General features: G+C 34.8%; 19 protein-coding genes. 7 read left to right on the top strand and 12 right to left on the bottom strand.

The window, feature by feature from the left end:
• Positions 1-7: 7 nt before the first annotated feature.
• Entirely contained in the window at positions 8-682 is a 675-nt protein-coding gene (locus tag AC4BD1_RS06380; protein ID WP_206907955.1) for a response regulator transcription factor, read from the bottom strand.
• 196 nt (positions 683-878) lie between these two features.
• On the opposite strand from AC4BD1_RS06380, the gene AC4BD1_RS06375 reads away from it, so the two are divergent.
• The 4 genes from AC4BD1_RS06375 to AC4BD1_RS06360 all read left to right on the top strand — a co-directional run bounded on the left by AC4BD1_RS06375 (position 879) and on the right by AC4BD1_RS06360 (position 6,652).
• Positions 879-1,295 carry a hypothetical protein gene (locus AC4BD1_RS06375; protein ID WP_206907953.1) on the top strand — a complete coding sequence of 139 codons (417 nt, stop codon included), beginning with the start codon at positions 879-881 and terminating at the stop codon, positions 1,293-1,295.
• Positions 1,296-1,750: 455 nt separating this feature from the next.
• The gene (locus tag AC4BD1_RS06370) at positions 1,751-3,934 is read left to right on the top strand and encodes a type IA DNA topoisomerase (protein WP_490485336.1); all 2,184 of its coding nucleotides are present in this window, start codon (positions 1,751-1,753) and stop codon (positions 3,932-3,934) included.
• A 70-nt stretch (positions 3,935-4,004) separates the two neighbouring features.
• On the top strand, positions 4,005-4,295 hold the full coding sequence (locus AC4BD1_RS06365; protein WP_490486021.1) for a hypothetical protein: 291 nt from the start codon (positions 4,005-4,007) through the stop codon (positions 4,293-4,295).
• Positions 4,296-5,224: 929 nt separating this feature from the next.
• Complete coding sequence (locus AC4BD1_RS06360; protein WP_206907950.1) at positions 5,225-6,652, top strand: amino acid permease; 1,428 nt, start codon at positions 5,225-5,227, stop codon at positions 6,650-6,652.
• A gap of 63 nt (positions 6,653-6,715) precedes the next feature.
• On the opposite strand, the gene AC4BD1_RS06355 is transcribed toward AC4BD1_RS06360, so the two are convergent.
• Positions 6,716-7,009 (bottom strand): rRNA processing protein, encoded by a 294-nt coding sequence (locus AC4BD1_RS06355; RefSeq protein WP_490485335.1) that lies wholly within the window; start codon positions 7,007-7,009, stop codon positions 6,716-6,718.
• A gap of 105 nt (positions 7,010-7,114) precedes the next feature.
• Entirely contained in the window at positions 7,115-8,146 is a 1,032-nt protein-coding gene (locus AC4BD1_RS06350; RefSeq protein ID WP_206907947.1) for a Gfo/Idh/MocA family oxidoreductase, read from the bottom strand.
• Between the two features lie 201 nt (positions 8,147-8,347).
• Between AC4BD1_RS06350 and AC4BD1_RS06345 the strand changes: the two genes are divergently transcribed.
• The gene (locus AC4BD1_RS06345; RefSeq protein ID WP_490466081.1) at positions 8,348-9,220 is read left to right on the top strand and encodes a MurR/RpiR family transcriptional regulator; all 873 of its coding nucleotides are present in this window, start codon (positions 8,348-8,350) and stop codon (positions 9,218-9,220) included.
• Positions 9,221-9,264: 44 nt separating this feature from the next.
• On the opposite strand, the gene AC4BD1_RS06340 is transcribed toward AC4BD1_RS06345, so the two are convergent.
• Both AC4BD1_RS06340 and AC4BD1_RS06335 read right to left on the bottom strand, forming a co-directional pair.
• Positions 9,265-10,209 carry an L-lactate dehydrogenase gene (locus tag AC4BD1_RS06340; RefSeq protein WP_206907943.1) on the bottom strand — a complete coding sequence of 315 codons (945 nt, stop codon included), beginning with the start codon at positions 10,207-10,209 and terminating at the stop codon, positions 9,265-9,267.
• 159 nt (positions 10,210-10,368) lie between these two features.
• Positions 10,369-11,415, bottom strand: coding sequence for a beta-N-acetylhexosaminidase (locus AC4BD1_RS06335; protein ID WP_490466080.1), 1,047 nt, complete (start codon positions 11,413-11,415; stop codon positions 10,369-10,371).
• 200 nt (positions 11,416-11,615) lie between these two features.
• Between AC4BD1_RS06335 and AC4BD1_RS06330 the strand changes: the two genes are divergently transcribed.
• Positions 11,616-12,665 carry an AI-2E family transporter gene (locus AC4BD1_RS06330; protein ID WP_206907939.1) on the top strand — a complete coding sequence of 350 codons (1,050 nt, stop codon included), beginning with the start codon at positions 11,616-11,618 and terminating at the stop codon, positions 12,663-12,665.
• Positions 12,666-12,913: 248 nt separating this feature from the next.
• On the opposite strand, the gene AC4BD1_RS06325 is transcribed toward AC4BD1_RS06330, so the two are convergent.
• The 6 genes from AC4BD1_RS06325 to ptcA all read right to left on the bottom strand — a co-directional run bounded on the left by AC4BD1_RS06325 (position 12,914) and on the right by ptcA (position 19,640).
• Entirely contained in the window at positions 12,914-13,882 is a 969-nt protein-coding gene (locus tag AC4BD1_RS06325; RefSeq protein WP_490485334.1) for a Gfo/Idh/MocA family protein, read from the bottom strand.
• A 213-nt stretch (positions 13,883-14,095) separates the two neighbouring features.
• Entirely contained in the window at positions 14,096-14,893 is a 798-nt protein-coding gene (locus tag AC4BD1_RS06320; protein ID WP_206907936.1) for a MurR/RpiR family transcriptional regulator, read from the bottom strand.
• 7 nt (positions 14,894-14,900) lie between these two features.
• Positions 14,901-16,001, bottom strand: a complete 1,101-nt coding sequence (aguA, locus tag AC4BD1_RS06315) for an agmatine deiminase (RefSeq protein WP_490485333.1) — start codon at positions 15,999-16,001, stop codon at positions 14,901-14,903.
• A gap of 116 nt (positions 16,002-16,117) precedes the next feature.
• The gene (gene aguA / locus AC4BD1_RS06310) at positions 16,118-17,215 is read right to left on the bottom strand and encodes an agmatine deiminase (RefSeq protein ID WP_490466077.1); all 1,098 of its coding nucleotides are present in this window, start codon (positions 17,213-17,215) and stop codon (positions 16,118-16,120) included.
• A complete protein-coding gene (locus tag AC4BD1_RS06305) occupies positions 17,202-18,587 on the bottom strand; it encodes an APC family permease (RefSeq protein ID WP_490467296.1) in 1,386 nt (461 codons plus the stop codon). The genes aguA (AC4BD1_RS06310) and AC4BD1_RS06305 overlap by 14 nt, the downstream gene beginning before the upstream one ends.
• 18 nt (positions 18,588-18,605) lie before the next feature.
• Positions 18,606-19,640 carry a putrescine carbamoyltransferase gene (gene ptcA, locus AC4BD1_RS06300; RefSeq protein WP_490466076.1) on the bottom strand — a complete coding sequence of 345 codons (1,035 nt, stop codon included), beginning with the start codon at positions 19,638-19,640 and terminating at the stop codon, positions 18,606-18,608.
• Positions 19,641-19,913: 273 nt separating this feature from the next.
• Here ptcA and AC4BD1_RS06295 point away from each other — a divergent pair, with 273 nt between their 5' ends.
• Complete coding sequence (locus tag AC4BD1_RS06295; RefSeq protein WP_490485332.1) at positions 19,914-20,573, top strand: GntR family transcriptional regulator; 660 nt, start codon at positions 19,914-19,916, stop codon at positions 20,571-20,573.
• Positions 20,574-20,687: 114 nt separating this feature from the next.
• On the opposite strand, the gene AC4BD1_RS06290 is transcribed toward AC4BD1_RS06295, so the two are convergent.
• The gene (locus tag AC4BD1_RS06290) at positions 20,688-22,001 is read right to left on the bottom strand and encodes a PTS sugar transporter subunit IIC (RefSeq protein WP_490485331.1); all 1,314 of its coding nucleotides are present in this window, start codon (positions 21,999-22,001) and stop codon (positions 20,688-20,690) included.
• Positions 22,002-22,005: the final 4 nt, after the last annotated feature.

Here is a 22,005-nt window from a genome sequence, read left to right as displayed (position 1 = left end):
CATTTTGTTACACTTCCTGTAAAATATAGCCAACGTTTCGGAGTGTCTTGATATCTTTTGCAAGAGTCGTTTCACGCAAATGTTTTCGCAGATTACTCATATAAACTTCAACGACAGTTAGCGTCGTATCGGAATCAAATCCCCAAATTCGATCAAAAATCTGTTCTTTTGTTAAAATAATTCCCTTGTTTTGTAAAAAGTAAGTTAAGAGTTCAAATTCTTTTCCTTGAATGGATAAAATTTTGCCTTCAAAAGTGACCTCGTTACGGTTTAAATCACAAATGACACCTTTGTACTCTAATGAATGTTCATTGAAAAGCCCCAATGAACGCTTTAACAATGCTTTGACACGCATAATCAACTCTTCGCGATAGAAAGGCTTAGTTAAATAGTCATCGGCACCTTTTTCAAATCCTTCGACTTTATCCTCTAAGCCATCTTTTGCGGTTAAAATTAAGACAGGTGTATGAATATTTGCTTTTCTTGCTTGTGCTAAAACTTCGTATCCATTCATCTCAGGCATCATCAGATCAAGAATAACTAAATCATAAATACCACTTTCCAATTCAAAGAGACCTTCACTACCATCGTAAACTTGGACGACTTCTCCAAGATCGTTAATAATTTCTTTGATGTTGTCAGACAAAACTTTTTCATCCTCAACAATGAGTAACTTTATCATTGATTCACCTCATTTTTCATTCTGATTAATTTTAACACAGTTATCCTAAAATTAGCTTAAAGCAATTTTATGGAGCTGATCAGGAGAAAATTGTTGTAATTATTAATAATAAGTAAAAATAGATCTTTCTTAGTGAAAATAAATGTAATTTTTCTGAAAATGGATTTATAGTGTTGAAAAAGAGAGGAGATAGCCTATGTCAAATAAAAAAACAATCTTTTTGGTGACCCATAAGCAATCACCTGGAAAGTATATTGCCAAGCAACTTTATCGGAACATTCAGACAAGTAGTTTGAAGAACAAGCTGAAGTTTGTTTATGTAGAACTAGCGAAAAATCAAGACATGATTCATGCAGTTCAAGGAGACATCGTTTTAGTCGATTATTTCTTGAATCGAGACATACCTAAGCTTGCTTCTAATTTGTCACCTGATGTGTGTATTGATTTATTGAATATTGGAAGCACTAGTACTCATTCACCAATCATGCTCGAACGGCAACTGGCGCCTTTGTTACAATTAAATCCGTTGGAAATTCTCGTGCATAATAATCAAGATTTCTCTTTGTATGAATACGTATTACCAGCTGCAGACATTGGGCTAAATCGTTTATAGAAAAAACAAAGGGGAGGGGGGATATGGAAACCATTAGTAGTTATCGATTTACATGGTGTATGTTACGATCAAACTGAAACCTTTAGAGTAGGATTGCTAACAAAAACCAACGTTACTAGACTGTGGTATACAAACAGAATATTGTATCGATACAGCAATCAAAGTTACATATCATCAAGCGATCAAGTAAAGTTGCTACCTTCTTTAACAACGATTTACGATAATCCATTTATGTGTGAGTAAGAGATAATTGCTTTTTGATGAAAAAGTTGGAATCAAAGACTGGTTGAGTTTATGTCCTAAATGTATAGATTTTCTTTTTTATTCAATTACAAACATACTTTCGCCTTGCCTTATCAGACTCTTGATAAGATAAGGTTTTTTTTGTTGTCAGATTCAAAAATTTGTTCCATAATAGGTAAGTCGCAATTAGCTTGAATAACGGAGGAGAAGTCATGAAAACAGTTATTTTAGCAGAAAAACCATCCCAAGCAAAAGCGTATGCTGAAGCCTTTCAACAACGAAAAAAACAGGATGGTTATTATGAAATCAAAGATCCGTTATTTACAGGTGAAGTAACGATTACTTATGGATTTGGTCATTTAGTTGATATGGTTCCACCGGGTGCATATGAGCAACGTTGGGCGAGATGGTCATTAGAAAATTTACCGATTTTCCCTGAGACTTTCCAGTATGAAGTTCCTATGGATAAAAGAGTGCAGTTTGCAATTGTCAAAAAGGAATTACAATCTGCAGATACTATTATTGTCGCTACTGATGGAGATCGGGAGGGAGAAGCAATCGCCTGGTCAATCATTCGCCAAGCAAAAGCATTTTCTAAAGAAAAAAAATATCTTCGCCTATGGATTAATTCATTAGAAAAAGAAGCAATCTATGATGGCTTTAAAAATTTAAGACCAGGTGAATACTATTTTCCAAAGTATAAAGAAGCAAAAGCAAGGCAAAATGCCGACTGGTTAATTGGGATGAATGGTAGTCCTTTATACAGTCTATTGCTTCAAAAGAAAGGAATCGATGGTAGCTTTTCATTAGGAAGAGTACAGACGCCTACGTTATATATGATTTTTAAATTACAAGAAGAAATCAATCATTTCAAAAGGGAACCATATTTCGAAGGTGAAGGAGAGATTCGGCATCAAAATGGACAATTCATCGGAAAAATGGAACCAAAAAAATCTTTCAAGACACCAGAAGCCTTGACAGCAGAATTACAAAAATTAGGTGCGCATTTAGGTGTTCAAGAGGGACAAATCAACCAAGTAATAAAAAAAGAAAAGCAACTTCGTAGTCCACGTTTATTTTCGCTATCTAGTTTGCAATCAAAAATGAACCAGATGATGAAAGCTAGCGCAAAAGCAACGCTAGAAGCGGTTCAAGGGCTATATGAAAGTAAGTTTTTAAGCTATCCTAGAACGGATTCGCCATATATCACTGATAATGAGCATCACTACCTAGTGCAACAATTGGAAAAATATAAAGGATTTCTTGGTGTTGAAACCATTGACACACCTGAACTATTTCCAAAGAAACGTTACGTTGATGCTAGTAAAGTGCAGGAACATCATGCTATTATTCCGACTAAAACAATTCCAACGAAAGAGCGTTTTAGTAAACTTTCGCGTCTTCAACAAGCAGTCTATTTGCAGGTCTTACAAACAACGATTGCCATGTTTGCCAGTAACTATATTTATGAAGAAACAACTGTTTTGACAGCTGTAAATGAATTGAAGTTAAAAAGTATTGGTAAAGTCCCTATCCAACAAGGTTGGCAAGCGATTTTAAACACTGGAAAGAAAAAGAAAAAAGATCTGCAAAAATTGCCAGTGCTTCAAGAAGGCAATCTTGTTGAAGTAGAGCTGAAGTGTCTCGAAAAAGAAACGCAACCACCCAAACCATACAATGAAGGAACGCTGATTACAGCTATGAAAACAGCGGGGAAAACGTTGGACGATAACGAAGCACAAGAAATATTGAAAGAAGTAGAAGGAATTGGAACTGAGGCAACACGTGCAAATATTATCGAAAATTTAAAACAACGACACTATATTGAAGTGAAGAAAAATGAACTATTTGTTACTTCAAAAGGTGTAACTTTATGTAAAGCTGTCGCAAGTGAACCTCTTTTGACTAGCGCCGAGATGACCGCACGCTGGGAAGGGTATTTACGAAAAATTGGAGAGAATCAAGGAACGCCAGAAGTATTTTTGGAAAATATCAAAAAATTCATTTTACATTTGCTAGAATCTGTTCCTCAACAAATTCAGCAAGTTGATTTATCAAAGGAAATTACTGGTACACGTCAAATCAAGGCGATGGAGAAGAAAAATGATCAATTAGGTCGTTGTCCAAAGTGTCAAAATGGACTTGTGATGTTGTACCCTAAGGTAGCAAGTTGTCTCAATCCAGAATGTGACTTCAAATTATGGCCAATAGTCGCTAAAAAGAAACTAACTAAGACGAATCTTCGTGAACTTTTGTCGAAAAGAAAGACTAGTAAAGTAATTAAAGGATTTACTGGTAAAAAAGGTAAGTTTGATGCAGTTCTGGTGCTGAAGGAAGACTTAACAATCGGATTCGAATTTCCATGGATGAACAAAGTAAGGACAGAAGAAGAATGACGATCAAAATAAATTTATTTATTCCGAAAAGTGAAAATTCGAAAAACAAAATATTTATAAACCAATAAAGATAAGAGGTACCATTTTTGCGGAAAATTCATTCATTACTAAATTATCTAATTATGGGATAAAGTTATTAACTGTCACTCCAGAAAAGCAAACAGCTTATTCACCAACTCTGGTTTTATCGACAGTCACAGCGTTAGCAAAAAGTATCTTATATTTTTTCCATGAAACAACAAGTATGTTGAAACATAAAAAGCAAAAAAAGCAGCTATTTTTAGTACTTGGAGCTGCAGGCGTAATTTATTTCTTACCTGTAGTCACGCAACTTTTTCATCAATTGATAGCTACTTTTTAAAAAAAGATTTAATTTTATTAGACATTTCAGAGGAATCATTGATCTATGATTCCTCTGAAATGATTGTTTATTGCTCAAAAAAATTGATAAAGGTTCAAATTTAGATATTATTTATATGTTAAATGTGTTTTACAACTTTATAAATAAATTCACTATTATACAAAGCGTTTTAACCTATTTATGAGCTACTTGTGAACTACGTAGAGCGAATCTTGTGTTTATCTTACGAATAAATGTCAATATTAGCTACGAATTCCCGTGATTTGAGTGGATTTTCCAGAAAAATATTTAGTTCCAAGCTAATTTACCTTTACGGATGAATAATTGTTACAAAAAAATAATTTTTGCTGTATTTTGCGTATAAAAAGATAAAGAACATCAATCGATACGAATAATGACTTAATTGGTAAGAAAGAGAGGTACAATAGAGAGAACTTATTTTTAAATTTATTTTAGTTTACATAATATATATTATACAAAGTAGATTGTGAGAATATGAGCCACTCTCTTAATCAAATATTTGCTGTTTTGGTATCAATTTTAGCAATTCATTACAGATGCAACATTTAAAAATTATTTTGCATGAATTTTTATATTATTTCTGATATTTACACAACTACTAAAAATAATTTTGTATTGTAATCTTGTTTCTATAAAAGAATTACTTTTTATTTTATATGGTTAATCTTGTTGTGTATATTGTTACTTTACTCAATGCTGAAAAAACTTTTGATTTCATCTAAATTTTTGATAAGTATTTTTGAGATTATTCTTACCAATAGTTACTAGAGTTTGTTAGTTTTAAACTAATTGATTGTTTTTTTAGTTCTCTTTGTGTTCTTTCGCTATATTTTAAGTGAAACACCGATTGTCTTTCATATTATTTTCAGAAAAATAAGATTATAATACTTGTTGGAGGTTATGTTTGTATGGAAGAAAAGAAAAATTTTATTTCGTGGCCCGTGTTGGCATTGATGTCTTTTGTTACGGTTATTGGATTTGATGACATTATTTATAATTTTGCTAATCAAGGCATGGGTGTTATTACTTCATGGGTTATTTTGTTAGCACTATACGTTGTTCCCTATTCATTGATGGTTGGTCAGTTAGGGTCTGTCTTTAATCATGAAGGTGGCGGTTTGAGTTCATGGGTTCGTGGTACAAGTGGTGATAAGTTGGGCTATTTTACAGCATGGACTTACTGGGCTGCTTCAATCCCCTACGTTGTTGATACGGCAAACGCAGTGGTAGTTGGTTTTGGTTGGTTGATCAACGGAGATGATTCAATGGAAGACAAGATGTCTAATTCGTTATTTGCTTTATTGACATTTGTCATTTTTTTGACATTTATCTTCTTGCAAAGACATTTTAAGAAATCTTTAGAAGTTCTAAGTACAATTGGTGGTGGTGCTATGTTCGTGATGACGATTCTATTCGTTATTATGACTTTCACTTCCCTTTTTATGCCAAATGGACATATTGAAACACAACCAATGAATATTAAAACAATTTTACCAAAATTCGATTTACATTATTTAACAACAATCGGGTTACTGATTTATGCAATTAATGGAGCAGAATTAGTTGCACCTTTTGTTACTCGAATGCGTAAACCGAAGAAAGAATTTCCTAAAGCAATGATTATGTTAACTGTTATGACCATTTTCTTGACCGTTTTCGGTTCCTTTTCGTTGGGTGTATTCTTTGATGCGCACCACCTACCTAATAATCTGAAGATGAATGGTTCTTATTATGCTTTTCAACGTTTGGGTGAATTTTTCCACTTGGGAAATAGTCTGATGTATATTTTTGCGGTGACACAAATCATTTATATGTGTGCTCTTCTTGCTGTTTTGCTTGATGCTATGACAAGGATGCTTATCTCAGATACAGGAAAAGAATTCATGCCTAAAAAATTAACGAAATTAAATGAAGACGGGCTACCAATTAATGGCTATATTTTGACGACTTCATTAAGTGCCTTTATTCTACTACTAGGTGTTTTCTTACCGGAAATGAATGATATTTTTAATTGGTTGTTAAATTTGAACGGAATTATCTCTCCAGGTGTGACTTGTTGGATTTTCTTTGCCTTTATCAAAATCCGTTTAAATAGTCAAAAATACCAATCAGATTACGTGTTTATCAAAAATGATCGATTTGCTGTTACTGTTGGTGTCTGGTGTTTTGCTGTCACCATGATTGCCACTCTTTTTGGTGTTTTACCACAGGATGCCGCTTTTGGTTCATCACTTTTTTGGCATGAATTAATCATCAACATTGTTGGGATTGTTGTTTTGATTGGTTTAGGGTTCGTTATGCCCTATTTAGCAAAACGCGAGAGAAATCAAATTTAATTATTAGCGTAAGAAACGAAGAAAAAAGACAAGGCGCTCGATTTTAGTCCTTGTCTTTTTCGTTTATTTAGAATGATTATCTTTGGATGTCAATTCTTCAAATTTTTCTTTTACGTCGGCTATGACCTCTTCAACTGCTTCTTCGAGTTTGTTTGGTTCCTCTTTTGTGTCATCTTCAACTGCATTTGATCCAGATAACGCAACGGTTTTTTCTTCTCCAGAGTTAGTGCCAGATAATGCTTCTTGTTTATTTTCTGTTTCGCCAGAATTAGTACCAGCTAAAGCTACTTCATCATCTGTTTTTGGTGCCATTGAACCTCTTAGTCGTTTTCCTTTTTCTCCATCATAATTAGTCATAGATTTGTCCCTCCAGAAAGTTCTCATGTTTTCTTATTTATCTTACCTAAGAATAAAAGGACTGTCAAAAAGGATCACTTTCATTTTGATTTTGGGATAAAGCTGTTATACTTTCTCTTCGTTTTCTTGGATAGAACGGATACCTTCTTCTAAAATCTGCATTTGTAAAATAGTTTCTTCATCTTTAACGATTTTTTCTTCACCGTTGATTAATGTCTCGTAAATACCTGCATATACACGGCTATAATCGCCTATCTCTGAAATAACCTTTTCTTCATGATAAACATTATTGTCATCCATGTAGGTTAAAACACCATAATGTTCCGGCAAATCTATCCCAAAATCAGCGTTGTCTGGCATATAGAACATTTTCAAATGTTCTTCTTGACGATCCTTCGTTTGTTTGACAAACATTCCTTTTTTCCCATAGACAGTAAAGCTAGGACGTTCTTTGATTCTGAAATAACTTGATTTTACTGAGATTTTCATTGATCCGTAGAAAAAATCCAGATCAAAATAATCATTCATACGACCTTTTCCTAACAGTTGGCGAACATCATAATGAATATCATCGGGTTCACCAAAGTAAGAAAGAACCTGATCGACCGTGTGGCAAGCATGCCCATAAAGATAGCTGTTTGCTGTAGAAAAAGTAGTAGCGTTTTCGGGGATTTCTGGTCGGAAATAGTCATAATGCATTTCAATTTCTAAAATATCTCCTAACTTGCCACTTTCAATTACCTTTTGTACAGTCAAAAAATCTGAATCAAAACGTCTATTCTGATAGCACTGAATAAATAGACCTTTTTCTTTAGCCAAAGAAAAGAGCTCTTTTGCCTCTTTTGAAGTTTCTGCAAAAGGTTTTTCAACTAAAACATTTTTGCCATGCTCTAATGCGAGTTTTCCATACTCATAATGAAATTGACTAGGCGTAGTGATAACGACTAACTGAATCTCAGAATCGTTCCATAATTCATCTAGCTCTGCAGTGTATTCGATATCATCAAAAGTTTCCCAAACGGGTTCACTTGGCGAGTAGATTTTTTTGATTCTGATTTTGTCTGATAGTTTTCTAGAAAAAGGTAAATGATAACGATTTGTACTCTTCCCATTTCCTAGATAAGCAATTGTTAACATAAATAATCCTCCTATATAGTTGATACGCCAAGTATACTGAAAACTGTGTTTAAAGTCTCAGTACACACGCATTTTGGTAAAAATGTCCTAATTTCAGCTAAAAATTAACCTTTTTTTGAAAAAAAGTACCAATTTATGATAATCAGTAGCCAACATTGCCGTTTGTTAGTAAGATGATAGAGACGTTAGGAGGTTGGAGGCATGTTGATTGAAGATAAATTAACCAAACAAGAGACATTTACTACTACAGAAAAACGGATTGCAGATTATATCCGATTAAATTTTGAAGAAGCTGTGTATTTAACAATTGAGGAACTGGCAAAAGCTACATATACATCTCACTCAGCGATCATTCGTTTATGTAAAAAAATGGGTTACACTGGATTTAAAGAATTTCGATTTGAATTAGGACGTGAAGTCCATCAATTAGTTGCTCAGTTCAATCATGTGATTGATCCAAATTTTCCATTTTCACATGAAGATAATGCGCAATTGATTGCGAAAAAAATGGCAGATCTTACTGTTCAAACGATAAAAAAAGCACAATTGCAAATTGAGGGACAAGAATTGGATAGGATAGCTACAATGCTGAATCGAGCAAATAGAATTTTTTTATTTGCAAAAGGTGACTCACAGATTACTGCAAGGAAATTTCAAAATAAGTTAGTCAAGCTCAATAAATTTTTGATCCTTGCTGAAGAGTACAGTGATTCTTCATGGAATGCTGCTAACCTGATGAAAAACGATTGTGCAATCTTTATCAGCTATAGTGGTCGAATTCATCATTACGAACGGATTCTCACTTACTTGAATCATGTTGGTACCCCTTCTTTACTTATTACAGGAAACGAACATTCTGAAATGGCTAAAAAAGCCTCAATGAGTTTAGTCGTTTCTCAAGATGAATATGATTTTGCAAAGGTTGCTACTTTTTCCTCGCAGATTGCATTTGATTATGTATTGAATACCCTATATTCAGTTATGTACGCACAGGACTTTCAAAAAAATGTAATGAATCTTAAAGATAAACAAGAGCTTCTACAAAAAGGGCTCTTGAAAGAATACCATAATTAAAAAAAGGAAGAGTGATTGCTCTTCCTTCATGCCGTTTTTTACAATTATTCGACAGTACTTAATACTTCTTTTAATTCAGATACAGACTGATTAAACAATCGTTGTTCTTCGTCAGTGATAGCCAACTCAACAATTTCACGAACTCCATTTTCATCTACGATAGCTGGTACTCCAGTAAAAATATTTTTTTGTCCATATTGTCCTGCCAAATAAGCCGAAATTGGTAATACTGCTTGTTCATTATTCAAAATTGCTTTTACAATTCGTGTAGTGCTCATCCCGATTCCATAGTAGGTCGCTTTTTTGCGATCAATGATTTCATAAGCAGCATTCTTAACTTTTTCGGCAATAATTGTTAGATCATCTTTAGTTAATCTGTGATCTACTTCAACGATTTCAAGAATGGGTTTCCCGCCTACCGTTGTATGTGACCAAGCAGCAACTTCTGAATCCCCATGTTCTCCCATAACATAACCATGAACACTTCTTGGATCAATCTCCAATTTTAATGCAATTTCTTTTCTAAAACGTGTTGTATCTAATGTTGTTCCAGTACCAACCACGCGGTTATGTGGTAATCCTGAGGCTTGCCAAGCAATATAAGTCAAAATGTCAACAGGATTTGAAGCAATTACAAGAACACCATCAAATCCAGACTCCATAATTTGTCTCACAATGTCACGCATGATACTTGCATTTGTTTGAACTAAATCTAAACGAGATTGCCCTGGTTTTTGGTTGATTCCCGCAGTGATTACTACTAGATTAGCATCTGCACATTCTGTATAGTCACCAGATTTAACTGCAATATTTTCTTCTCCCCATGCCATACCATCAAGTAAATCAAGCGCTTCTCCTTCAGCTTTTTCTTGGTTAACATCAATCAACACTAATTCGTTGGTGATACCTTGATTGATCATGGCATAGGCTATACTTGTTCCAACAAATCCAGTACCTACAATCACAACTTTTCTACTTGTTTTCATCATATATAATCGTCCCTTTTCATATTTTATTTTCTTTTCATGAAAATTATATGATGATATTTTACATTTGTTAAGATGATATTTTTTATAGTTTCTATAAAAAAAAGTTATAAATGGAATTGCAGAATCTGTTTGTCCTGTGTTATTTTGATGGCAAATAAATTACCTCAAAGAGTAATTCTCAAGAACGGCTTGTTGAGCCTTCAAAGGTTCTTTGATTTTCTCCATAACCTCTTCTTCCGTCAGAGCATTTGGATAGTCACACCAGATGGCAAAATAAGTTCCAGTCACTTTAGTTAGTTGTTCTCGTGTAATGTGTTGGTTGCCAGAAAAAATCATTGGATTCCACTCGTTTTTTATTTTATCTTCAGTAGGATAACGGTAGCCAGCCCCTTCTCCTAACACAAAATAAAAATAATTATCATTGAAATTCAATACTTGATGACCTTCATTGAAAAAAGTTTGGACATCTGCCATTTGCTCACTGTAATTTGTCCAATAAGTGATTTGGATCGTTTTTTTCAGTGTGCTCTTCATTCTTTGGTTCTTTTTGTAAACACCATCATTCCAAATACGGGCAGTTTTGCCAGCTGACTCAATCAAGTCAGCTAGATCGTTGATATAATCAATAAATAAGTCATAAGCTCTGCTGGCATCTTGATAAATTTCTTCTGCTTTTCTTGTTAATTGAGGATAACGGGCCAATTCATCAAAACTAATATACTCGTCTGCTCCTAAGTGGAAATAACGAGAATCAGGAAATAGTTCTAAATATTCTGTGATAATTTCTTTGACTTTGTTGATTGCTTGTTGGTTTGTAATATCTATGGCTCGATTTGCAGGAAATACATCTGAATCTTCCCCTAAACGTTCTATCTGCCATTCTGGATAGATGCTAAGTAAACGTTTCAAGTGTCCGGGGCTATCGAACTCCGGAATAATTTCAATCCCAATTTTTTTAGCATAAGCAATTAATTCTTTGATTTCTACTTTTGTCAAAAAGTGAGTTGAAGTTAGTTCTGGCACAGTTTCACATTCAATTCGAAATCCTTCGTTGTCCGAAAAATGAAGCTGTAATGCATTCATTTTGAGCGATGACATGTAATCAAGTAAGTTTTTCAAAAAGCTTGATGAATAAAATTTGCGTCCAATGTCAATTGATACTCCTCTTTCTGGAGAAATTGATAAGGAATCTGTTAATTTTGCCATTTTATTTGCACCTCTGATTCATATATTTATATCTCTTTAGTAGTATGACACAACTCTTAAATATGTAAACCCTTTCTTTTTTGGATGTTACTAAGGAATTGATAAGAAAGTACCTAATCTTACTTTTAACAGTTTTCTTTTTAAGTTTGTTCATTCTATAATGAATTTGTTACGAGTATTTTTTTTAGGAGGTTGTGTGATTGTCTTTTTACCAACGGTTTTTGGCAAACGAAAAAATTCGTAGGTTGACTGTTTTACTTTCAGTTATCTTACTACTTTTTTTATCCAGAGCAATGATTACGACGGTTTTGCTCACATTTATCTTTACTTATTTAATGATTCACCTTGTTCAGATTATCCAACGTTTTATTAAGATTCCTACTGCTGCACTAACAGTAGTCATTTATTCAATAGTAGTTTATTTGATTTATCTGGCACTAACGAAGTATATTCCTGTTTTGATCCATCAGACTTTTGATATGGTTGGTTCAGTCATTCACTTCTATGAGCAGCAGCCAAAAGACGATAATCCACTATTAACGTATGTTCAGAATTATATTGAACGCAATGATTTTTTTGAACAATTACAAAATGGTGCATCAATTGCTATTGGCTATCTGCAAGACGTTGGGAAACTGGCTGTAGCATTTGCAATGTCCTTTATTTTGAGTTTCTTTTTTATGATTGAAAAGAAAAAAACGGTTCTTTTTTCTCGACTCTTTTTAAAAAGTGAATTTGCTTGGTTTTTTCAAGACATTTATTATTTCGCAGATAAATTTGTTAATACGTTTGGTTTAGTTTTAGAGGCGCAATTTGTGATTGCTATCTTAAATACTGTCATTACGACTATTGCTTTAGCTGCATTTGGATTCACTCAATTACCAAGCTTAGCAATCATGATTTTTATTTTGAGTTTGATTCCGGTAGCAGGTGTGATCATCTCTTGTATTCCATTATCGTTTATTGCCTATTCACAAGGGGGAATCAAAGATGTGGTTTATATTTTGGTCACGATCTTGATTGTCCACTTGATTGAGTCTTATGTGTTGAATCCTAAATTGATGTCTAGTAAAACAGAGTTACCGATTTTTTATACCTTCATCGTATTATTAGTAAGTGAACGCCTGTTTGGAGTCTGGGGATTAATTGTCGGTATTCCGATATTTACTTTCTTCTTAGATATTCTAAAAGTAAAAGAAATTCCACTGCATCTAAAAAAAGAACAGCGTGAAGTAATCAAAAAAGAGTAAAAAAAAACCATCCAAGTTTGGATGGTTTTTTTTTACTCTTTTTTATGTCTACCATAAATAAATGACTACCTGTAGAAACAAGAATGTCCCCTAAAAGTAGATCATCTTCTTTATTGTAAAGCGTTTGTTTCTTAACATCGCTGCCAACAAAAATGGAAAATTCTGTTTTATCTAAGTTATCGGAAATTTTCTTTTTGATATGGATAGTTTTTATTTGCAGTGAAAAAATTTAATTAGATGATCAAATTTTAGGATTGCGTTGATGTTTTTGCCTGATCAATGATCCACATCACAGATTCACTATGCTTTAATCTTTTTTGCATGGAAACAAAATCTTTGTTTTGAATTAGTTGCTCAAACGTAACAAATTCTTGATACATTCTGTGCGGGTGACTATTCACAGAGATCGTTTCTAAAAGTTGGTTATTTTGATAGATACCGAAAGAAGTTAGAACATTTGTAGGGCTGTCAACTATGATCGACCTAGTTTCACCTTGAATAACTGAGCGAACAGGTGCATCAGAATTCTTAGCTGCAATACAAACTGCTTGATATTCCTTATATTGCAAGACTAAAATTCCAGAAGTATCAATCTGGTTTTCCATATGAGGGAAGTAATGGACTCCCAGTGGCTTTCCTAATAGTCCCACAACAAAATGGATATTGTAAATATTAAGATCCATCAATGCTCCCCCGCCTTTTTGAGCATCAAAAACTGGAGCAATCTCTCCGTTTTTAAAAGCATCATATCGTGAAGAATATTGAGAATAATTGCATTCAATTAGCTTGATATCTCCTAATGAAGATAGTTTCTTCTTGATTTCCAAGTAATTTTCCAAGTATTGGTTTGTAATTGCTTCAAGCAGGATTTTTTGTTTGCTTTCTGCCAACTGTTTTAGTTCTAAAAATTGTTGGTAATCAGTAGTAAATGGTTTTTCACAAATGACGTGCTTGCCAGCTAATAGTGCTTTTTTTGTAAAAGAGAAATGTAAATGATTAGGAACCGCAATATAAACGGCATCGATCGTATCCTCTCGTAAACATTGTTCGTAATCGGTAAAATAGTTCTTGATTCCATATATTTTTTTAAGTTCTCCTAATGTCTCTTTACTTCTTGTTGTTCCGACGATTGCTTCTAATTCGATTTGTGGTAAGTCTTTTGTAATTGTTAAAAAGTCTTGTACAATTTTTCCTGAACCAATTATTGCTAACTTCATATTGTTCACCCTTTTGTTTAAAATTCCCTTTCCTTGAACTGTTGTGACTCCATTCAACCATGAAAATGATTCTTTGGTAAGCGAACGACTGAAAATTGGTAGTTTGTACCAAGAAAAGGTCTTTTTATCAAAAAAAACTGAAACTTTTTGCCAAAAAAGAAACTACCTATAGACACAAAGAACACATTGTTCTAAGCTCTAAAGGTAGTTGATTCAACGAAACACCAGATGATAGTCCTGTGGGTCGCAGCCTTCGATATATTGATAAAGCAACAGTTCCATCAAGGCAATCATTGAGATATGAGAAGTAAGATTTAGTTGATTCAGGTACAGTTCGTCCGTGAATAAGTAGAGATTGATATCACTTGTATTTTGCATCAGGTTATTATCGGCACCAGTGATCGATACAATAAAAGGATGTGACTGTTCTTTTAATTTTCTAATCAGAGTAATCAACTCGTTGTCCTCACCACGATAACTAAAAACAAAGACCAGGTCTTTTGATTCAGCTTGCTGCAAAGCAATTGTTCTTGTTTGCTGATCCTCTGGAAAGATGACAAAAAATCCCGCTGTAGTATAGAGATATTTGATATAACCCATAATTTCTTTACTCATTCCCTTAGCAAACAAAAAAATCTTTGGTTTTTCCTGCATAGTCAAAACAATTTTTTTAATCTTGTCACTATCCATTACACGAACGGATTCAATTAAATTTTTCAAGTATTCTTCCCGATAATCTTTTTGAGAAACTACAAATGGAGTTTGTTGAGGAACGTCATTTTTGGTTAATAAGGTATATTTGATAACTGTTGAAAATTCACTATAACCACTAAAGCCTATTTTTCTAACAAAACGTAAAAAAGTTGTGGTTGAAACAAAACATTCTTCAGAAACTTCTCTAATGCTTTTATTTTTAATTACATTTAAGTTTGAAATAACATAATCAAACAAAACTCGTTCATTTTTCGTAAGTTCTGCTAGATGGGAATTAACAATTTCATAGAAATCCATAATCATCCTACTTTCTATGTTTTGGTAGTGCCTGAGCAATGCAATGGATATTTCCGCCACCTAAAAGGATCTCTCGTGCAGGAACGCCAATGACTTCATATCCAGGATACAAGTCCTGCAGTATTCTATGAGCTTTTTGATCGTTATTGTCGTTAAATATAGGATAGATTATGCCTTGATTTGCCGTGTAATAACTAACGTAGCTAGCTGTTAAACGATCTCCGGGAAAGCGTGGAAGCATACCATTTACTGGATCAACTCCTAGACTTTCCTCTTCAGTAATGTACAGTGCTTGCGGTAAAGGCATTTTATGGATTTTTAATGTCCGTCCTTTGGCATCTGTTGCTTTCGATAAGTACATAAAAGCTTCTCTTACAATCTCATACATTGGGTCTTCTGGATCGTCACACCAATTAAGAACAATCTCGCCGGGACGAACGACATTCAATAAGTTATCGATATCGCCATTTGTTTCGTCTAAAAAGAAGCCATGTGGAAGCCAGATGATTTTTTGAGCTCCACAATATTCCAAAAGAATTTCCTCGATTTGTGTTTTCGTAAATTGTGGATTTCTTCCTTCAGATAATAGACATTCTTCAGTAGTAAAAATTGTTCCTTCTCCGTCACTATGAATGGAGCAACCTTCTAGTACAAAATTTGCGAGGGAATAATAATCTAATCGTTGCCAATTACATATTTTTTCTGCCAATAAATCATCTTGATCCCATGGAAAAAACAAACCATCTAACAGCCCGCCCCACGCATTGAATCGAAAGTCTACACCACGAAGATTTTTTAAAGTATCCATGACATAGACTGGTCCTGTATCTTTGATCCATGCATCATCGGAACTCATTTCTAAGACACGGATATTTTCATTAAGTAAGTGGCGAGCATTTTTGTATTGTCTCTTTGACACAAGCATTGTTACTGGTTCGAATTTTGCAATAGCTTGTGCAACTTCTGCATAAGTAAGCTGAGCGGGCTTTGCACCATTCCGCCAATTATCAGTTCTTTCTGGCCAGATCATAAAGCATTCCTCATGAGGAACTGTTTCTGCCGGCAAATGAAAGCCATCTTGTTTAGGGGTACTGTGTTCTATTTTCATTTAGACAACTCCTCTTCTTCTGTTAGTATAGCAAAAAACGAGGATTCGAAACAAAAATGTTCGCGAACCCTCAAATCTTTGATTGAAAACCATTTAATTAATTATCCATTTTTTAGTCAGTGGCTACTAGGTATTTGTTGAGTGATGCAGTGAATATTACCACCGCCTAGAAGAATTTCTCTTGCGGGAACTCCACTGATTGTACGATCTGGATATAACTTTTCTAAAAGTTTTTCTGCTTCATGATCCATCGAGTCACCAAACAATGGAAAGACGATTCCACCATTAGCTGTATAATAATTAACATAACTAGCAGCTAAACGGTCACCCTCTTCTCTCGGCAAAGTGCCTGCTACCGCATCAACACCTAAGCTTTCTTCTTTAGTAATCGTAATAGGTTTTGGTACATACATTTTATGAACGATCAACTTCCGCCCTTTTGCATCTGTTTCATTTTCTAAAATATTCAAGCATTCTTGAGAAATCTCGTACTGTGGATCAGTGGTATCATCTGTCCAAGCAAGAACCACTTCACCTGGTTTAACAAAATTAGCAATATTGTCGACGTGACCGTTTGTTTCGTCTAGATAGATTCCACGTTTCAACCAAATAATTTTTTCAACAGCTAATTGTTCTTTTAAAACATGTTCAATTTGTTCCTTAGACAATTGAGGATTGCGCCCATTTGAAAGTAGACACTCTTCTGTTGTTAATAAGGTACCCTCCCCATCGACGTGAATTGACCCACCTTCCAAGACGAAGCTATCTAGCCGATAACGATCTTTACGTTCAATTTCACAAATTTTTTGAGCAACTTGATCATCTTTATCCCATGGGAAATAAAGACCATCTTCTAATCCGCCCCATGCGTTGAATGACCAATCAACGCCACGGACTTCGCCGCTACTATTTTTGACGAATGTTGGGCCGCAGTCGCGCACCCAAGCATCATCACTAGCAATTTCAACTACCCTAATTTCTTCTGGTAGTAAATGACGTGCATTATTATATTGGTCAGGATTTGCTCCGACGGTTACAGGTTCGAAGGCAGCAATTGCTTTGGCTACTTCAACAAATGTTTGTTGCGCTGGCTTTCCACCATTGCGCCAATTATCAGAACGTTGGGGCCATAAAATATAAACACCCTCATGGTTTTCAAATTCGCCAGGCATCCAAAACCCATCTTGTTTCGGGGTACTATCAATTGTTTTCATGAGAATGAACTCCTTTTTCTAACGTTTTTCCTGCGTGTTTTATCATTATTTCACCAATCAATGCTACAAGAATTGTACCTATTAATACCGGAATTTTTCCGGAAAACTCTTCGGGACTATTATCAAGTGGTACGACTGAGAAAATTAAAGTTAAGACTAGTAAAGTGAATGGAACATAGGTCATGATTCGAAGAAACCATGTTGGACCAGGCACCTTGAATGGTCGTGGTGTATCGGGATCTATTTTGCGTAGTTTTAAAAATGACGGGAACATCATGATATATGACAGTAATAATGCAACAACATTTAATGAAAAGAATGCCCAAAAGATGTTTTCGTTGGGAATCATTGGTGCTACGACAACAAGCAAGGTTGCAATGATTCCGTTAAGTAAAGAAGCACCGACAGGCATTTCATTTTTAGGATTTACACGTGCAAAAATTGCTGGCATATCTTTGTTCTTTGCTGCATATAAAGCAACATAATTCACTCCTAAAGACCACGAAATCAAATTGGCAGCTAAAGTATACATAAATAATAACCCAATAATCACTACAAATGGATTCAAACCACCGACTAATAAGATAAAGCTATCGATTAATCCGCCTGACGCAGACAATTCTTCGGCAGGAACCGCTGCTCCCATACCAAAAGCTGCGAATAGATAAAAGAATGCAATAAGTATTCCGCCGTAAATAATTGATTGTGGGATCTGCTTTTTCGGATTATCCATGTCGCTTGCCATAGTGGTTACTACTTCAAATCCTAAAAAGTTAAATAGAATGACAGAAAGAAAACTTAGACTCTTAATATCCATTTTTGGAAGTAAGGCTGCTCCTGAAAAATCATTTGCTACACCTTTCGTTACTGCATGATAAATCCCTAGAACGCCTAGACAAATCATAATGGCAACTTTCGCAAAAGCAGCAAGATTTAAGATCCATTTACTGTCACTTACTGGATAACAACTAATAAAAGTAACAATCCAAATGAAGAGCAATTGGATGCCAATAGCTATGAACAAATTAAGCTGGATTTGAAAAATTTGTGAGAAGACTTCTTGAAAAAGAACAGCTAGACTTGCCATCCAAATAGGAAAATTGATCCAATAAAGCCATGCAACTCGTCCACCCCATCGGCGACCGAAAGCTTTTTTTACCCAATCGTAAATTCCACCATCACCTTCATAAGTGGTACCTAACTCTGCGGAAATTAATCCATAAGGTAAAAAGAATAGAATTAGTAGTAGCCCCCACCAAAAAAATTGTGAGGAGCCAATTGCTGCGGCGGGGGCAGCAGACTCTACTACCAAGATAACCACAACTGCCATGAGTACAGCGTCAAATAATCGGAACTTCTTTTTTTCCATTATCCTTGCTCCTTTCTAACTTTAATTTTTGCGTTCGTATTGTTTCGTTTGACGTAATAGACGCTCAAACTCACTATCGTATGTTGTTGCTACTGCTTCACTCGCATAGTTTAAGTATGGATTTAAGAAGTAAACCAATAAAGCCCGCATCGCTGTTAATCTGTTTTCGGCTTCGTCTAGTACAACTGAGCAAGGCGCATCCAATACTTCATCAGTTACCTCTTCACCACGAGTAGCTGGTAGACAATGCATAAATTTAGCGTGTGGCGCAGCTTTTTTCATTAAGTCTGCATTGACTTGATATTTTGGATAGAAAACATTCATTCGTTCTTCTTCGGATAATTCCGCTTCATACAAGCCATACCAAACATCCGTATAAACAAAGTCCGCATCTTTCATCGCAAGATCAGCATCGTCAGTAATTAATACGCTTCCTCCAGATATTTTTGCATTTGCTTCACCGATAGCCAATGTTTCTGGTTTGATTTGAAATCCTTTTGGGCCGAATTGAACAAAGTTCATACCCATTTTTGTTGCAATAAACATTAAAGAAACACAAACCTGTGTTGCATCTCCGACAAAAACAACTTTACAGTCACTCAATTTTTTGCCAACTGGTAGATGTTCTGTCATAGTGATAATGTCACCTAATTCTTGAGTTGGATGATTGTAATCACTCATACCATTGATTACAGGAATTGTTGCTGTCTTGGCTAATTCAACTACTGAGTCATGACGTTCTACCCGAGCCATCAAAATATCTACCAAACGAGATAAAACACGAGACGTATCTCCTAGACTTTCGTGTCCGCCTAATTGAATTTGTCCAGGTGCAAGGTATTGTGCGTGCCCGCCTAGTTGTGTCATAGCTGTTTCAAAGGATACACGTGTACGTGTAGAAGATTGCTCAAAAATCATTCCTAACGTTTTGTTTTTCAATAATGGAGGATAGTACCCATTCGCAATTGATTCTTTTAATTTTAATCCCAATTCAATCAAGTATTCTACTTCTTCTCTTGAATAATCATTTGTATCGATAAAGTCACGTTTTTGCATCTTGCATTCTCCTTCAGTTATTTATTGTTTGTCGTTTATACTCGAGTAATTCTTTTGACATTTTGAGCATACTAGTTTTTCTTATGAGTTGTAAGGGCTTTTCTAGTTTAAGAAAAGAATGGAAAACAAAAAGAACATGTTACATTTTGCGTAACATGTTACATGTCTTTTCTATAAAAGTAAGAGCAAATGGCTACTGATTACATAACATACTTTTCAATGGTTTTCTGCTATAATAAAACAGATATTGATGGTGGATTTGGAGGAATGAACATGATGGATAGCTTACAAAATCAAGCATACCAGGAAATTAGAAAACGAATTATTTTTTCAGATTTAGAACCAGGACGCAAAATTTCTGAAAAAAGTTTAGAAGACTTACTTGATATTGGTCGTACCCCTATTCGTGAATCTTTGATACAGCTACGTCAACAAGAACTTGTTTATACGATTCCTCAAAGTGGCACCTATATTTCAAAAATTGATCTGTCTTCTGCACAAAATGCGCGCTTTGTCCGCGAGCAACTCGAACAGCAAATCATGGTTGAATGTTGTACAAAACTAACGCCTGAAACACAACAACGATTACAAGAAATATTAAATTTACAACAAAAAAAAATTGAAGAACAAGATGCACGTGGATTTTTCTATGCGGATAATTTGTTCCATGAGACTTGTTTTGATATTGCCGAACGCAAAGAAGTTTGGAATTGGTTAGACAATCATAATACACATTTAGAGCGATTTCGTTGGTTGCGGGTAACGATTTCTGGGTTGCCTTGGGAAACTATCACGAACCAGCACCAGCAATTATTTGATGCACTGGGGGCTAAAAATCCTGAAGAAGTTCGTTTTTTGACGATTTTACATTTGCATATGATGCTGAATGAGCAAGAGTCAGTTGTAGAAAGATATCCAGAATATTTTGCATAAGCAGGAAAAAGAGCCAAAAAATTATAAATCATTGGCTCTTTTTCTAATAGTTTTGTCTACACTTACCTGTTTAAAAATCTTTTTATATTCTTGATAGCTGGTAATTCTCTTGAATTATAAATCCTCTTTAATCATTTTATTTGATAAAAGTACGAATGGTAAATAGACAAGAATTCCTAATAAAATAATCACAGCTTGTAAAAGCGAAGCACGGATATCACCTGCTGTTGCTAAGTAACCGGAAAGAATTGGCGGAGTTACCCATGGGATAGAAATATATGTTGGTTTGACCCATTCCCAACTTGTTGCTAAATAAGCTGAAACTGTCGCTACTATTGGTGTCAGACAAAATGGGACAGCATAAATTGGATTAAATACGATTGGTAAACCAAACATCATTGGTTCGCTAATATTAAAAATACTAGAAATGACGCCTAATTTTGCAATCATTCTTTCATCTTTTCGTTTAGATGCAATTAACACAGCGATTACTAAACAAATCATTGTGCCCCCTCCGCCCATATACACATAGGCATCAAGAAACGACTGAGTAACAATATTAGGGACTACATTTCCACTATTGATGGCATCAATATTTTGTTGCAAAGAAGTTAATAAAACAGGACCTGAAATTGCACCAAAGACGAATGAACCGTGAATACCAAAAATGAAGACAACTGTTGAAAGAAAAACATACAATAAAATACCAGACAATGATTGGAATCCGCCAACTAGTGGTGCTTGTAGCACTTCAATGACTAATTCAGGAACAGTTACTCCAGTTAAAGTCCTGATACCTGTTTCCAACAGTGCAAAAACAGTGATCGTCAATAATGCAGGAATAAGTAAATTAAATGACTTTGCGATTGCAGGGGGCACACTATCAGGCATTTTTATTTTCAATTTTTCGTTAGTAGATAATTTACATAAAAGAGTAATACCAAACAACGCAGCTAAAATACCTAGCAACATGGTTGAGGCGCTAGTATAAGTTTGTGTCAAAATACCATTGGCTTGAATTGATTCTCCATTGTTTCCTACAATAGTCAATGTATTGGGAATTAAGGTGATATAACAAGCTAAGGCAATGATTCCTTCAAGCGCTCCGTCATTTCCGTAAGAACGTGCTAAACGATAGCCAATCAAGAATGTGACCATAATACCCAACATCCCGATCGTTCCGTTGTAACCTTGGACACAGAGCTCTGAAAGGAACGTTCTTCCAGTGATTTCTCGTAGTAAACCAGTTTCTTCAGCAAGCAAAACATTATTAATCAAAACAAAAAATGCGGAGGCAATTGTAATTGGAATCGTACTGGCAAAAGCATCTCGAATAGCAGCAATGTATCGATTGGTTGAAATTTTATTTGCATAAAGTGCAATTATTTCGCCGATTGTTTCTTTAGTTATTCCGGGATTTTTCAACATAGTC

The sequence above is a fragment of the Enterococcus sp. DJ147D b genome (genome assembly GCF_058216655.1).
This window is presented reverse-complemented; position numbering and strand designations above follow the sequence as displayed.